This is a genomic window from Pedobacter sp. BMA (genome assembly GCF_001027745.1).
GTDB lineage: Bacteria > Bacteroidota > Bacteroidia > Sphingobacteriales > Sphingobacteriaceae > Pedobacter.
On record NZ_LECU01000007.1, the window covers coordinates 186,228 to 201,593 of the forward strand.

At 42.9% G+C, this 15,366-nt stretch carries 12 protein-coding genes; 3 read left to right on the forward strand and 9 right to left on the reverse strand.

The features are described from left to right. Position 1: 1 nt before the first annotated feature. Genes AB669_RS17285 through AB669_RS17325 form a run of 9 tightly spaced genes read right to left on the reverse strand, consistent with a single transcriptional unit; the run spans position 2 to position 9,607 of the window. On the reverse strand, positions 2-937 hold the full coding sequence (locus AB669_RS17285) for a ring-cleaving dioxygenase (RefSeq protein WP_047800594.1): 936 nt from the start codon (positions 935-937) through the stop codon (positions 2-4). 32 nt (positions 938-969) lie between these two features. Continuing rightward, entirely contained in the window at positions 970-3,273 is a 2,304-nt protein-coding gene (locus tag AB669_RS17290) for a histidine kinase dimerization/phosphoacceptor domain -containing protein (RefSeq protein WP_047800595.1), read from the reverse strand. A 1-nt stretch (position 3,274) separates the two neighbouring features. Then, positions 3,275-3,967, reverse strand: a complete 693-nt coding sequence (locus AB669_RS17295) for a YoaK family protein (RefSeq protein WP_047800596.1) — start codon at positions 3,965-3,967, stop codon at positions 3,275-3,277. A gap of 6 nt (positions 3,968-3,973) precedes the next feature. Further along, a complete protein-coding gene (locus tag AB669_RS17300) occupies positions 3,974-4,447 on the reverse strand; it encodes a Dps family protein (protein WP_047800597.1) in 474 nt (157 codons plus the stop codon). A 26-nt stretch (positions 4,448-4,473) separates the two neighbouring features. Further along, positions 4,474-4,908: a DoxX family protein gene (locus AB669_RS17305; protein WP_047800598.1), complete on the reverse strand. Its 435-nt coding sequence runs from the start codon at positions 4,906-4,908 to the stop codon at positions 4,474-4,476. 3 nt (positions 4,909-4,911) lie between these two features. Beyond that, positions 4,912-6,801: an amidohydrolase gene (locus AB669_RS17310; protein ID WP_047800599.1), complete on the reverse strand. Its 1,890-nt coding sequence runs from the start codon at positions 6,799-6,801 to the stop codon at positions 4,912-4,914. 19 nt (positions 6,802-6,820) lie between these two features. Next, positions 6,821-7,564: a M17 family peptidase N-terminal domain-containing protein gene (locus AB669_RS17315; RefSeq protein ID WP_053058456.1), complete on the reverse strand. Its 744-nt coding sequence runs from the start codon at positions 7,562-7,564 to the stop codon at positions 6,821-6,823. Between the two features lie 12 nt (positions 7,565-7,576). Beyond that, positions 7,577-8,956 (reverse strand): alginate export family protein, encoded by a 1,380-nt coding sequence (locus tag AB669_RS17320; protein WP_053058457.1) that lies wholly within the window; start codon positions 8,954-8,956, stop codon positions 7,577-7,579. An 18-nt stretch (positions 8,957-8,974) separates the two neighbouring features. Then, positions 8,975-9,607, reverse strand: a complete 633-nt coding sequence (locus tag AB669_RS17325; protein WP_231582702.1) for a hydrolase — start codon at positions 9,605-9,607, stop codon at positions 8,975-8,977. 320 nt (positions 9,608-9,927) lie between these two features. Here AB669_RS17325 and AB669_RS17330 point away from each other — a divergent pair, with 320 nt between their 5' ends. Genes AB669_RS17330 through AB669_RS17340 form a run of 3 tightly spaced genes read left to right on the forward strand, consistent with a single transcriptional unit; the run spans position 9,928 to position 15,361 of the window. Beyond that, on the forward strand, positions 9,928-11,613 hold the full coding sequence (locus AB669_RS17330) for a sigma-54-dependent Fis family transcriptional regulator (protein WP_082120719.1): 1,686 nt from the start codon (positions 9,928-9,930) through the stop codon (positions 11,611-11,613). A 7-nt stretch (positions 11,614-11,620) separates the two neighbouring features. Further along, complete coding sequence (locus tag AB669_RS17335; protein WP_047800602.1) at positions 11,621-13,963, forward strand: histidine kinase dimerization/phosphoacceptor domain -containing protein; 2,343 nt, start codon at positions 11,621-11,623, stop codon at positions 13,961-13,963. A gap of 6 nt (positions 13,964-13,969) precedes the next feature. Then, positions 13,970-15,361, forward strand: a complete 1,392-nt coding sequence (locus tag AB669_RS17340; RefSeq protein ID WP_047800603.1) for a sigma-54 dependent transcriptional regulator — start codon at positions 13,970-13,972, stop codon at positions 15,359-15,361. The last annotated feature ends 5 nt before the right edge of the window (positions 15,362-15,366 follow it).

Genomic DNA, 15,366 nt, shown 5'->3' on the forward strand with positions numbered 1-15,366 from the left:
TCTAGATTAATTTTGGAAGTAATTTATCTAAATCTTCGCGTAAATGCTCATGCTGATGCGGAAGTTTCAGGTGGGTACCCAATTCATTCAAAGGCTCATCCACAGTAAAACCAGGATTTTCGGTGGCAATCTCAAATAATACACCTCCTGGCTCACGAAAGTATAGTGAATAAAAATAATCACGGTCTATCTTCGGTGTAATCTGCAGGTTCTTACTCAAAATCTGCTCCCTCAGTTCCATTTGAATATCCTCATTTTTAACACGGAAAGCAACATGGTGATTGGTACCCGCAGCATTTCTGCCGCGGATGCCTGAAGGAACTTCCAGTAAATCTACAACAGCAGCGTTCTCCACGGTATCGGTTATAAAACGGTAACGGTTCCCTTCCTGCGCAAGCAGCCTGTAGCCGAACAGGTCTGTCAGCACTTTTGCCGTTTCATCAATACTTTGTAAAGTAAGGGTGGTACTGTGAAATCCTCTGGTAGCTGTATCTTTTTTGATATCATTGGTTTCCCATGGAGATCTGCTGTCTGCGTTTGCTGGTACTATCAAACTCAATGATAGTCCGTCCGGATCTTTAAATGCCAGTACCTGTTCGCCAAACCGCTCTGTAATTTCTTTGGTTTTAATGTTCGCGGCTCCAAAGCGTGCTAACCAGAACTCATGGCTTCCTGCGGGTACCGAATAACCAATCTCCGTAGCCATGCCAACACCCTCTGTTCCGGGTCCAATACCATCCCAGGGGAAAAAAGTAAGTATGGTCCCTGCCGAGCCGGTCTCGTCGCCATAGTACAGGTGATAAGTTCCCGGATCATCAAAATTGACAGTTTTTTTAACCAGCCTTAAGCCCATTGTTTTAGTGTAAAAATCGAAATTCTGCTGTGCATTTCCTGCTATCGCAGTAATGTGGTGCAATCCTAAAATATTATTGTTCATTTCTTCTAAATTTATTGTTGATTATTATTTAACTATGCTTCCGAATTGTAACTGACGGCTTCTACCGCCATTTCATTTTGCCTGGTAAAAGAGATCTCCAGCGTCAGTCCGTCATCACGCTTCATTTCAAATTTCCCATTGAGCTGATCGGTAAGTCCGTTCATCAAACTCATCCCCAGCGATTCTGTATCATCCGGATCAAAATCAATGGGCAAACCTATGCCGTCGTCCGCAATACTGAGCCTGCAGCCATTGTTTTCCATTGCCACAAACTGAATCTTTACTATTCCCGTTCTTAAACCCGGAAAAGCATATTTAATGGCATTGCTAATGGCTTCATTTAAAATTAAACCCAGTGGAACGGCCTGAGCAACATCGAGTTTCAGTTCATCAGTAACCAGTTCAAACCTGATTTTCTTTTCTGTTCCAAAACATTCAATCATGTATTCCACCAATTCTTTGATATACCATTTCATATCAATTTCCGCCAGGTTATCAGACTGGTACAGCTTCTGGTGGATGAGCGACATGGCATGCATGCGGTTCTGGCTGTTTCTGATTGCCACTAAGGCGTCTTCATTGTCTAAATAGGCCGACTGCGTATTCAGCAGACTAATCACGATCTGCAGGTTATTCTTTACCCGGTGATGAATTTCCCGGAGAAGCCACTCTTTTTCTCCGACAATTTTCCTGAGCAACTCATTCTGTGCATTTATTTCGGTTTGTTTTTGTTCTAAAATTGTATTGCTAAGTTTTTTCAGGCGGTAACGGTTGTATATTAAACCGGCAAACAAAAATGCAACTAAAATACCGGCAACAAAAATATAGCGCACTCGTTCTTCATTTCCTATTCTCACCAGCTGCAATTGGTTTTTCTGATGCAGCAACGCAATGTCCTTATTTTTTTTATCAGTCTCATATTCGATTTCCAGGCCTGAAATTTGTTTGTTCTTTTCGTTGTTCCAGATCGAATCTGTAAGCCGTTTGTAGGTTTTGTAATGCGCAATAGCCGACCAGGGTTTGTTTAAAGCAGAATCAACATTGAACCATAGCCGGTGTAACTGCGCCAGTGCAAGTAAATTTTTCTGTTGCAGGCTTTGCTGTTCGTGCGCTTTTAAATAATTTTCGGCGGCTGTAAAATTCTGATCATGAATCAGTTTTCGGATCATACTGCGATACAGATAAATCTGGTTAGGATCATCTTTAGGTAAATCATGATGAAACTGAAGCAGGGTATTGAAATACGGTGCGGCCTCCTGATATTTCTCAATATCATAGTAACTATTAAATAAGAGGTAAGGAATTCTTACCTTCATCTGTATATCTGTAGGTGGATATTTCAGCTCCATTTCCTTCAATGCGCTGATCCCTTCTTCAAACCGCTTCATCCTCACCAGCAGGCTCGCCAGATTTGCAATCACCGTTTGCAGGTATCCGGCATCCTGATAGCGCGCCGCAATTGCCCTGGCTTTAGTCCAGTATTCAAGCGTTTTCTCATCATTGCGGAGATAGTAGTAAGTTAAGCCCAGATGGTTGGCGATCGAGCTTCTTTGTAAACTCGTATCGGCAAGTCGCTCAGCAGTTTTGTCTGCAAGCAGCCCGTATTTTAAAGCGCTGGAGTAATTCCCTAAACCTATGTTAATGATGCACATATTATTGTAAACGCCCTGCAATTCGGCATAGCCGAAAGATTTATACACCACCAATGCCGAATCCATCAGCTTAATGGCATAATCGGGTTGCCCTTTAATATTATAATAATCGCCGAGGTTTTTGAGGGAGTTTCCTTCCTCCAGTCTGTTACCCGTTTGGCGATACAGCGAAAGGGCTTTTTCGTTGTAGCCGATTTTTGTTTCCAGTTCTTTACCCTCATTGCTGAACAAACCACCCATAGCCGCATAGGCTTCTGCTAGTTGGTCTTTCAGGCCTTCCGTTTGAGCAAAAACAATCGCTTGTTCAAACTCCTTTTTACTTAAAGCTTTACTCCCCATTTCCCTTAGGATATTGCCCTTCAGAATCATGGATCTCGCCACCCCTTTTGGATACTCAATTTTCCTCGCCAGCTGAATGGCCTGTTGCTGCAAACCCATAGCCTTTTGTAAATCGGCTTTGATCTCCCCGGGAAGATTAAGATAATAAGCGCCAAGATCAATTGATAAATCAGCCTTTTTTTCAGTCTGCCCCAGTTGCCGGAATTTGATTCCTGCAGCCTCAGCTTCTGCTTTTGTTCTAATGCCCTGTCCTTTTGCAAGAACAGGGCTGATTAGTGTAAAAATAACGATTAGAAACCTGAGGTTGACCATCAAAATAAGCTTCGTATAATGGATGTTTCGCATATCAGGATTTGGTCTCTGGAGGTGAAGAAGCTTTGGTACTGTAGTAGCAAATAATCATCGCTACACCAGGCAGCACAATCCCAACCAGGCCAAAAAGCTGCCCCACCCATGCCCCAAGTAAACAACCCAGTAAAAACCCTCCCAGAGTAATTAAGCCTTTATTGATCCCGGAATAGAAGCCGGCATCTTTAAAACCCGAATTCCAGAACGATCTGATATCGAGCGCAAACTGTGTTACATTCCCGGTCATCATGGTAGTCGGACCAAAAGTCTCTTTCGCAAACAACTTCCCGAATGCATTTTGCAGGCCCATGGCAAAAACAACAATCATCGTAACCAGATACATCGGCCAGGTGATTTCCCCGTTCTCTATATAGCCAAGTGAATAAGCCATCACACCGGCAACCAGCAAAATAATCCCCTCACAAAAAAGCAAAAAATGCCTGTTCGAAAACCTCGCCGAGATCCAGCCACCAGTCATTACCGCAAGCATAAAGATGGGGAAAGTCAGCAGCTTAATCCAGCTGTCACCATCAGCACTTTTGATCATCTGATAGGCGAACACAATAAAGTTTCCGGTAACATGCGCCGAAAAGATTTTATCTGCTGCAACAAAGGTAATCGCATCGCAATAGCCTGCAATAATGGTTAATACAAAGGTTACAAACCAGATATTTTGCGCTTTTTCTTCCATTTCAATCTATGATAAATGTGCCCTGAGCATCCAGGCCATCGTTTCGTGTGTTTCCATTAAGCCTGTGATGTAATCGCTTGTCCCCGCGTCTTTCAATGCGCCGGCATAGTTATCGATGTTTTCCCTCAGGTGAATGAGAATACTCTCGTGATCGGCAAGCAAGATTTTGATGTAGGTTGTGGAATCATTTTTACCGCGGTCATCTTCAGTTAAATGTGTCAATTCAAGGAATTGCTTAAGCGACGCCGGGGCATAATGACCCAGCTTACGGATACGTTCTGCTACCTCATCCACAATGTCTTCCAGTTGCGTGTACTGCGCTTCAAAAAATTTGTGTTTGTTGTAAAAGTCTGGTCCTTCCACATTCCAGTGTGCCTTTCGTGTTTTAGTGTATAAAACGTATTCATCAGCAAGAATTTTGCTTAGTGAATGTGCAACCTCAGCAAGGTGATCTGCACTGATGCCAATTTTAGCTTCCATAATTTTTGTGATTTAATATTGATGTGTTAATTAAAAAAAGTGTTGAATAAATAATGATCTAAGGAGTAGGTACCGGGACCTATAGCCCACAAAAAAAGCATAGCAAGGGTGTACATATAGGGCACATCCCGTACCTCAACTGAATCTTTCCGGTGCACCACGAAATAACCTATTGCGGTTACACCAATCGAGGGGAGCAAAAAAAGCCGGGTTCCCAGGCCAAAGGCAACCAGAAACGGCACCACCGTATCAGAAAAGGTTGCCACCAGGCCGTTCAGCTTATCAGGCAAACCCAAAGGATTTGGAACATGCTCTTGCTCTCCGTTTTGAACGCGGAACTTTTTCATTCCGTGTACCCTGAAGAGCTCAAGCATCAGCAATACCCTGAATAAAAGTACTGCCCAGTTATTCAGGTCTGATCCTAAATCAGAAAATAGCAGGTATTTGATGATAGTTTCCATATATTAAAAAGCAAAGCATGAGCAACCCAATGCACCCCAGAATGCGGTGTAATTATTTACAGGCAGATTACTGGTTCTCACCGCATCGTGACGATGCTGATGAACATTGCAGCTGCCCACACACGAATGTACCATCGCTAAAACCGATGCCCCGTTCGCGCCTGCAGCTTTTCCTTGCGCACTTCCCTGGTGTGTTGCCGGAGAATAATAACCGTTATAGCTGTTTGTAGGCGACCAGTCTGGAAGAATCGGAATTTTGGGTGGCGAAAATGAAGAAAAGTCGCCTTTCGCGTACACAATTTTGCCATCAACGACTGTCATATCTGACTCAATGCTTTTAATCTGCTCATCAGAAACCTCAAAATAATCCTGGCTTAAAACCGCTAAATCAGCAAGCATCCCTACCTCAATATCGCCCTTCTTTTGTTGTTCATTGGAAAACCAGGCACTGCCTCTGGTGTAAAGTTCTAAAGCTGTGGCTCTGCTCAAAACGGTTTCCTCATTGTAGATTTTCAATCCACCAACAGTTTTACCTGCCGTTAACCAGAACATGGAAACCCATGGATTATAGCTGCTTACCCTGGTGGCATCAGAACCACCGCCGACGGGTACTTCCATTTCCAGCATTTTTTTAATGGGTGGGGTTTGCAGTGCCGCTTTGGCTCCGTAACGCTCGGTAAAATATTCACCCTGATAGGCCATCCTGCTTTGAATGGCAATTCCGCCCCCCAGTGCTTTTACGCGTTCAATGTTGCGCTCGTCAATGGTTTCCGCATGATCGAAAATCCAGGGCAGGCCTGCAAAAGGGATATCGCGGTTTACTTTCTCAAAAACATTCAGAAACCTGCCGATGCTTTCATTGTAAGTGGCATGTAACCTGAAGGGCCATCTTTTTTCAACCAGCAAACGTACTACGCGCTCCAGCTCCGGTTCCATATTATCAGCAAGATCCGGCCGGGGCTGAAGGAAATCTTCGAAATCCGCCGCCGAAAAAACCAGCATTTCCCCTGCGCCATTGTGCCGGTACATATCATCACCCTGATAAAGCTGCACCGTATCGGTCCAGTGATCAAAATCTTCAAACTCCTGTTTTGGCCTTTGGGTAAATAAATTGTACGCAATGCGAACCGTAAGTTGCTGCTGTGCATTTAACTCATCAACTACTTTATAGTCATCAGGAAAGTTTTGAAATCCTCCACCGGCATCGATTACGCTTGTGATACCAAAACGGTTCAATTCAGTCATGAAATGACGGGTGGAGTTAACCTGGTGCTCGTGGGAAAGCTTCGGTCCTTTGGCCAGGGTAGAATATAATATCATGGCATTCGGACTCGCAATAATCAACCCTGTAGGTTCTCCGTTAGCGTCACGCTGGATCTCTCCGCCCGGAGGCGCCGGCGTGTCTTTGGTATAACCAACCGCTCTCAGGGCAGCACGGTTCATAAATGCCCGGTCGTACAAGTGTAGGATAAACACTGGCGTATCTGGTGCAATGGCATTAATTTCTTCAAGTGTAGGCATTCGTCTTTCAGCGAACTGGAATTCCGACCAGCCCCCTACCACACGTACCCATTGGGGCGAGGGTGTAACATCAACCTGCTCTTTTAACATACGCAAAGCATCAGCCAGTGAAGGCACGCCATCCCAGCGCAACTCCAGGTTAAAATTCAATCCCCCGCGAATCAGGTGGATATGCGAATCATTAATTCCCGGAACTACCCTTTTTTTCTTCAGGTCTACAAGTTTCGTATTGGAGCCTGAAAAAGCCATTACATCCGCATCATTACCAATGGCAACAAATTTTCCATCCTTTATGGCAACGGCGGTTATTTCTTTTTTTTGCCTGGCAATGGTATGTATTTTACCATTGAACAAAATCATATCTGCACCCATTATATATCGGTTTTAATCATTAATTTTTGATGGCTGAAACAGCTTCCTGGATGCCTTCGCCCGCTGTGGTGAAAAATGCAGGTCCCGCCAGCAGGATTACTTTTGAGATGGGTTTAACCTGTACCATCTGTTTTTCTTTCAGCCAGAGCTGTGCACGGTAAGCTTCGAAAATACCCTTTACCACGTTTCCGGCAACCAGGGCCGTTGGCGAGTCAATTCCCGCATCTTTAAGGTCGCTTGCGAAAGAAAAACTGGTCACGCCAAGTTTCAAAGCTTCCCGCATGGCCACACTCCCGATGCCCGTCATCAGCTCAGGTGTAAATTTATTTCTGTCGCCCAGGCCAATTAACAACAGTCGTCTACCGCCTATGGTACCTTTTGGCGGCGTAAGCAATAAGGTTTCATTGGCATGGCCCAGAAATTTGCCCCCCTTGCGGATTTCGGTCAGCAAACCTTTCATATCCTGATCCAGGTGAACCAGACCATTTAATGCCGGTGGAAGTGCCGGCGGAGACTTGAAAATATCTCCTTCAGTATACTCGAAAACACAGGCCACCTGTAAGTCGCTTACCTGTACCGATGGGCCCTGAACTACGCCTTCGATGGCAATCCCGTCAACCGTTCCCCAAACTTTGGCAGTACCAATGGCGGTTGTTGCCTGTGCAAATGCCGGTGTTGTTGTAACTGAAACAAAAAATATAACTACCGCTATCCTGAGCTGTTGGATAAGGGGTCTTGATGGTAAAGTGGTCTTGTTTTTCATATTTTTTAATGGTTAAAATTTGTATGATACCTGTGCGTTAAAGAATTTTGAATTGTCCCAAACCGGAACAATGTCTTTGATAAAATCGCCAATCTTAAAATATTGTCCTCCAACACTAAAGGAAAGGTGATCGTTATATTTATAATCTGCACTGAGCAGATAGGTGGTGCCAATAAAGCGGTGAGGAGAAAGTGACCCGCCAGTATTAAAGTTCCCTCCAGGACGATAAATTCCATCGTTTAACGAATACCGCCAGTTGAAAACAACGTCAGCCTGAACAGTTATCCGATCTGTCGGATTGAGCGTAAAATATGGATGTAAATCAATCAGATTAGATGGCCCGATCAGGGGGTTGAAGCCAAAATAACCACCTTTTGGATACAATGGATTAAAAGTCTGCAATGTGCCATCCCCGGCTTTTCGGTCACCTGAAATGTAGTCGTTCCGAAGATTTAGGGTTGGCTTGAACCTGCTTTTCTCAAAAGTGTAGCCCAGTTCAATGGCCATTGTCCAGGCGTTGATAACGCCATTACCGAATTTACCAAACTGATAAGCGGCTTCGAGATTATAAATGAAACCACCTCCGCTTTTCCAGTAACGCGTGGCAAAGGTATGCCTGAGCTCTTTTGCAATACCTTCTTCAAACTCCGCATCATCCCGCCGGATGCCCAGATAATAAAAGTCGAAGTTTCCGCCTTTCTGGATATTGAGGTTCGAATAAGCACCCCAGAGATTGGCCTGATGGCTGGGGCGGTTATCAAATACGCCAAAATTAACTTCATCAGCTTCAAGCACAAAGGCATCTAATGTAAAGCGCGGACGGGCATACATCAGTTTGGCCCCGGTAAAATATTGCCTTACTGTTGTTCCTTCCCTAACCGAGATTAACCTGCCTGAACCATAATTAATTTCCTGCCTGCCGATTCTGATTGCCAGCTTATTCAAAGAATCCCTGATCAATCTGAACTCTCCAAACAGGTTTTGTATCGCCAGCTGGTCTTCATCTACCGGAGATGGTCCATACTTGCTCCCATTCTCCAGCGCACTGTTAACCTGCGCGAAAAACCGAATACTTTTTCCGATATTCAAATCCGTATAAAACGAGTAGCGTTGTAAGAAAGAATAATTGAAACCCTGAGCCTTAATCCAGTCTTCGTTAATCCTGCCTCCAATCTCTTCCCGTATTTCTCCCCCAAACGTGAAATAAACCTTTTTACTGGCTGAAAGTGGCAGAAACTTTAGTGTGTTGTATAAGTTTCTGCCCGAATCTTTCAGATTGCTGTAATCCTCATCATAGCGCATCAGCCTGATGCCCTGACCAAAGGCCGTTGCTGTAAATAAGCAACAAAACAAAGCCATGGTCATTGCCAAATGGGGATGGGTAATTCTCATCTTAATCCAGTCTGAGATTTAGTGTTTGATCATTTGATGTGCGTACTGGATTCCAATTCCATAACCGGCACCATATTTTTTCATCAGATTGGTTACAGGAACATAAGTTTCAGTTCTTGCCCAGTCTCTTTGTAGCTCAAGTATATACTGAACTGAAGTAATTGGTTTTACTCCTGCATGCACCATGCGCTGTACGGCTCTTTCGTGGGCCTCATTGCTCACATCGCCACAGGCATCGGTGATTACAAATACATCATAACCTTCCGATATTGCAGATAAAGCCGGACCAACGATACACACGCCTGTCCACAAACCCGCCAGAACCAGTTTTTTCTTTCCTGTGCCTGTAATGGCTTTATAAGCTGGTTCATCTTCCCAGGTATTCATAGAAGTTCTATCGATGTAACCTGAAGTAGCCTGAGGATAAAATTCTTCAATTTCAGGAAATACAGGGCCCGCAAACGACTCTTCAGCTACTGTAGTAACAATAGTTGGCACATTGAAAATTTTAGATGCGCCACAAATAATAGCCACATTGGTACGTAATTCGGTAATGGAAATACTTTTTGTAGCAAAAGCCATTTGACCTTCAAAATCGATTAGTACTAATGCGTGATTTTCCGGGGATAATAAGTCTGGTGATGGTTTCATAATTAAATTATTTTTTCGTTTCCCTCTCAGTTCCAAGAAACATACCATCACATAAAACACTGAAAAACAACATTTTACATCAATTTTACGAATTTTGATTAACCATATATCGTTGATTTACGAAAACCAATCTTTTTTCCAGGCCAACGATTTTAACTAAATCAATAAAATATTAACGAGATTATTAAAGCCTCTTAAACAAGAGTAACACAATATATAAGGTTGATAAACAATAGCTTGCACTAACTATTAGCGAAATTTCGTTACCTTTTTTAGATGAATTAAGCCACTTTTAAATTCATAAAGCTTATTTTAGCCGGATGGAAAGAAGTAGCAACTTGTTTGAAGTTCAAAACCTGGAGAACGCTGACCTGCAACATCTCAAGGATTTTAATAAAGAAAATGCACTTCTCAACAAAAAACTGGAGCAAAAAGAAAAGGAAAATGCAGTACTCCTTTCACTGAGTAACTCAATTGCTTCCATTAGGAATAAGCTTGATCTTTTTGAAGTCATCGACCAAAAACTCAAAAAGTTGTTTGATTTCGACGACTTTGTCATCTGCCTCATCAATGATGACCAGGAGACACATAGTGCCTTTATTTATAATCAAAAGGAAGATTTCCTCAAAACGGCCGGCATTCCACCCCAGTCATCAAAAAAATACACGCTTGATGATGGGATGTGCAGGGCAATGATTGCAGCAGAACAACCTGTTGTTTTTAATGTTGAAGAAGTTTTAACCTGGAACGATGCCCCTGCCTGGCTGGCTTTCTGGCACAATAAAGGCATCAGGGAAATGATCGGCCTTAAAATGATTGATGCAAAAGGTTGCATCGGTTTCTTTTATTTATATTCCAAAAACATAAACTCCATCTCCAATATCTATTTCGATTTGCTTTATGGTATTTCACTGCAGATATCGATCGCCATCTCAAACATCATCGCCAATGAAAGGATAGAACGGCAGCTTAACGAAATCAATGAATACAAACAGAAACTGGAAGATGAAAAAAGTTACCTTCAGGAAGAAATTCAGCATAAATATAACTACGATGAAATTATCGGACAAAGCCAGTCGCTTAAGGGAGTGTTTAACCTGATTGATCATGTAGCCCCTTCAGACAGTACCGTACTCATTTCAGGTGAAACCGGTACAGGAAAGGAACTTATTGCCCGGGCCATTCACGAGTCCTCTCCAAGACGTGATCAGCTGATGGTAAAGATCAATTGCGCAGCACTCCCGCTCAGTTTGGCTGAAAGCGAACTCTTTGGTCATGAAAAAGGAAGTTTTACCGGCGCAACTGAGCGCCGGATTGGCAAATTTGAACTGGCACATAAAGGAACGCTCTTTCTGGATGAAATCGGCGAGTTGCCTTTAGAACTTCAGGTTAAACTACTTAGGGCATTACAGGAAAAGGAAATCGAACGGATTGGTGGTAAAGGCGTAATTAAAATCAATGTTCGGATTGTAGCAGCAACCAATAGAAATTTATTGAAAGAGGTGGAAAAAGGGAACTTCAGGGCAGATTTATACTACAGGCTGAATGTTTTTCCAGTTTCGCTCCCGCCGCTAAGGGATCGACTGGAAGATGTACCCTACTTAACAACTCATTTTATTGAGCGCATTGCCAGAAAAACCGGACGGCAGGTGAATGCGATTTCAAAGAGTGCTTTAAATAAACTATTGATCTATCCGTGGCCGGGAAACATCCGTGAGCTGGAACACCTGATTGAGCGAAGCATATTGTTATCATCAGGACCTGTTTTGAAAGAAATCCATCTCCCGAAAATTGACCGCAAAGAAACTACAGGTAAAGGGGAAGAACAAAAAATCAAAACCATTCACGAAAACGAGCGCGACCATATTCTATCGATCCTAAAACGCTGTAACGGCAAAATCTCGGGAATGGGCGGTGCTGCCGAAATTTTAAACATACCCGCAACAACCCTCAATTCGAAAATTAAAAAATTTAAAATTACAAGGGAGCATATCCTGAACAAGTAAATCGCTAATGATGATATTTAACCTGTTTTCAGTAAATGCCCACTTAATGCAACGCTTCAACAAAATACGAACCTGTCTGGCGCTTGCTGGTTTGATGATACTGAGTAACAATGTCACCTCGGCCACAACACCTGTCAGCTTTAGCCAGAGAGATACCCTCCAACAGTTAAATGCACGCTTATCGGCATCAAACCCCGACACCAACCGTGTAAAATGCCTGCTTAATCTTGCCTCCTATTTTATTAAACAGGACGTTGATAAGCCTGCAAGTTTAGCGAAGGCCTCAGTATCCCTGCATCAGGCATTAGTCCTAAGCAGGAAAATTAAATCGGCTGAAAGTGAATACCACACCCTCATGATGTATGGTAGGTTTTATGATGCCCAACATTTAAGAAATAAACAAACCGTTGTTTATGAACGCGCGATAAAACTGGCGAAAACAATAGGCAACAAACACTACGAAGCGAATGGCTGGTACGCCTATTATGTAAACATTCCTGATACGGTGTCCGATTACAGGAACAAAACTTTTTACAACCGGGCAGCTATGGCCTACCAGTTATACAAGGAAGTTGGGTCCGGATTTAAGGAAAAATACCTGGAAGCAACACTACTGCGTTCAATGGCCGATTTCCATCTGGAGGAAGAAAAATTCGACCTCGCGATAACAGAACTTTTTGAAGTTATTTACCTTGATAAGAAACACAAACTGCCAGACCTGCCAATGGCATACGATTTACTATCGGCTGTGTATGAAAGAAAAGGAGAACTGAGCAACGCTCTAAATTATGCCCTGTTGAGCGTAAAGACAGCTCAAGCGAATGGCGAGGAGGTGCTCGATACCTATTTAAACAGGGTGGGTTCCGCGTACGAATCCATGGGCAAAGCCAAAGAAAGCATTTTTTGGTATAGCAAAACGCTTTATGGATCAGATAAAAAAGATCCATATCGTTTCATCACGGCCTGGGCAATTTCCAACCAGCTGATTAAACTGGGCCATCCAGACCGTGCACTCACATTGCTAAAAAAAATCTGGCGTGAAGTCGATAATGCTACAACCGGCCATGAGTATTTTATGTATCTCGGGTTTGGAGAATGTTATACTGCATTAAAAAAATATGACTTAGCCAAACAGTACTTTAATAAACTGCTTGCAAGACACGAATTAAACGACTATTATAATACGTTCCAAACCTCATTGTTTTTTTCCTTAAGCGAATTTTATTTCGCTCAAAATAAGTATCAGCTGGCATTAAAGTTCGCCAGAATGGCAAAAGAAAATCAGATCAGTATGACCCTCCCGCGCCAGATCCGCCTGAATGAGGTCCTTTACAAAATTAATCTGTCTATGCACAATCCGGCAGAGGCAATCATCCGACTGCAAACTTTCCATAAACTCAGGGATTCTATGCTAAGTCAGGATAACCTGAGCACAATCGAAAGGTTACAAATTGAATTCCAGGCTTCGCAAAAAGAGAATGAAAATGAACTCCTGAGAAAAAAATCGCAACTACAGAGCCAGGAACTAAACCGCATTCAGCTGATTAAAAATGTAACTATCGCCGGGCTTGCTTTTTTAACCCTTGTGCTGATTTTGATATATGGCCGGTTCAGGTTGAAAAAGAAACTTCATGATACGCTCGTAAAGAAAAAAGACGAGATAGACCTCGCCTACGGGCAACTGGAAGTACTTGTGCAACAAAAAAACAAACTGATTGAGGATAAAGAAGGCCTGCTAAAAGAAGTGCATCACCGGGTAAAAAACAACCTGCAACTCACCATGAGCCTGCTAAATAGCCAGAGCTATTACCTGGAAGATCTGGCAGCAATCGAAGCCATTAAGGAAAGTCAGCACCGCTTAAAAAGCATCGCGTTAATCCATCAGAAACTTTATCAGACGGATACGGTAGCGACAATCAATATCCGCCCCTATGTGGTTGAATTAGTGGAATATTTAAAAGAAAGCCTCACCGGAAGTAAAAAAATTAACTTCGACATAGAGATGATCAACCTCGAACTGGATATCTCTAAAGCCGTGCCTCTCGGTTTGATAATTAATGAGGCCATTACCAATATATTTAAATATGCCTTTCCTTTAGTGCAATCTGGCAAAATAGAAATCACACTGAAAGAGATCAACCCAGACCAGTATCACCTGGTTATAAAAGACAATGGCATTGGCCTGCCTCCTGATTTCGATCCCGGGCAAAGCCACACTCTCGGGCTAACCTTAATGATGGGCCTGGCTACACAGATTGACGGTGTTTTTAAAATGGAAAACAACGATGGTGTTTTAATCAGTTTAATCTTCAGAAATACATCCGCAGATTTAAACGCATTGAATGATTAATAAAAGATGACTGAAAAGATTTTAATTGTTGAAGATGAGTTCATTGTTGCTCACGATTTGCAAATGATTTTACAACATGCCGGCTATCTAGTGGCAGGAGTAGCCAGTTCTGTAAAGAATGCCCGTGAGATACTTGACAAACAGGAGGTTGATCTGGTACTTTTAGACATTTATCTGAAAGGCAGATTAACAGGAATTGATCTGGCCCATCACCTGATGGAAAGGGAAATTCCCTTTATCTACATCTCTGCAAACTCCAACGAAAAAGTGATGGATGCAGCAAAATTAACCAGTCCTTATGGTTTTATAGTAAAGCCGTATCGCGAGCGCGATGTTTTATTAAGCATAGACATTGCAAGGTACCGGAAAGAACACAGTAATCAAATGAAGCGGAGCACCAGCAGACTTCAACCTTCCAATAGGCATAAACAAAATGACAACCCTGTTGTTGCCAACAATGACTTCGAAAATATCATTGGTACAAGCAAGGCATTGCTGAATGTATTAGATAAAATAAAGATTGTAGCACCAACGGATACATCGGTATTGATTACCGGGGAAAGTGGTACAGGAAAAGAAGAAGTGGCCAGAAGCCTTCACCGTTTGTCGCCCAGAAAAGCCAGGCCTATGGTGGCTGTGAATTGTGCTGCTCTACCGCACGACCTGATTGAATCTATTTTGTTCGGACATGAAAAAGGTGCATTCACCGGAGCCATCACCACCCGGATTGGAAAGTTTGAAGAAGCTAACGGAGGGACCATATTTCTGGATGAAATTGGTGAAATGCCTTTCGATCTTCAGGCAAAATTACTCCGGGTGCTGCAGGAGAAAGAAATAGAGCGCATTGGCGGCAAATGCCCTATTGCTGTCGACCTCAGAATAATTGCAGCCACTAATCTCCATCTCGAGAAAGAAATTGCAAAAGGAAAATTCAGACTGGATCTTTTTTACCGCCTCAATGTTTTCCCGATTCATGTTCCATCGCTTAATGAGCGTAAATCAGACATCCCCTTGCTTGCAAGGTATTTTGTTCAGAAGCATGAAAAAGCCTTAAACAAAAGCATCACTGAAATCCCTGCTGAATTTATTGATCGTTTAATGCAATACAACTGGCCCGGAAATATCAGAGAGCTGGAACACCTGATTCTGCGAAATGTGCTCCTTTCCACTAGCGGAAAACTGGATTCAAACCAGTTGGAAATAGGTTTGATGAATGATTTACCACCAGCCTCTACTGCAATAAAATCGATCAGCGACAACGAAAAAGACCATATTATCAGGGTATTGGAACTATGTAGAGGGAAAGTTGCAGGAAGCGGAGGAGCGGCTGAGCTTTTGGGCATACCAGCCACTACACTGAACTCTAAAATTAAAAAACTGGAGATCAAACGATCCTGACATTT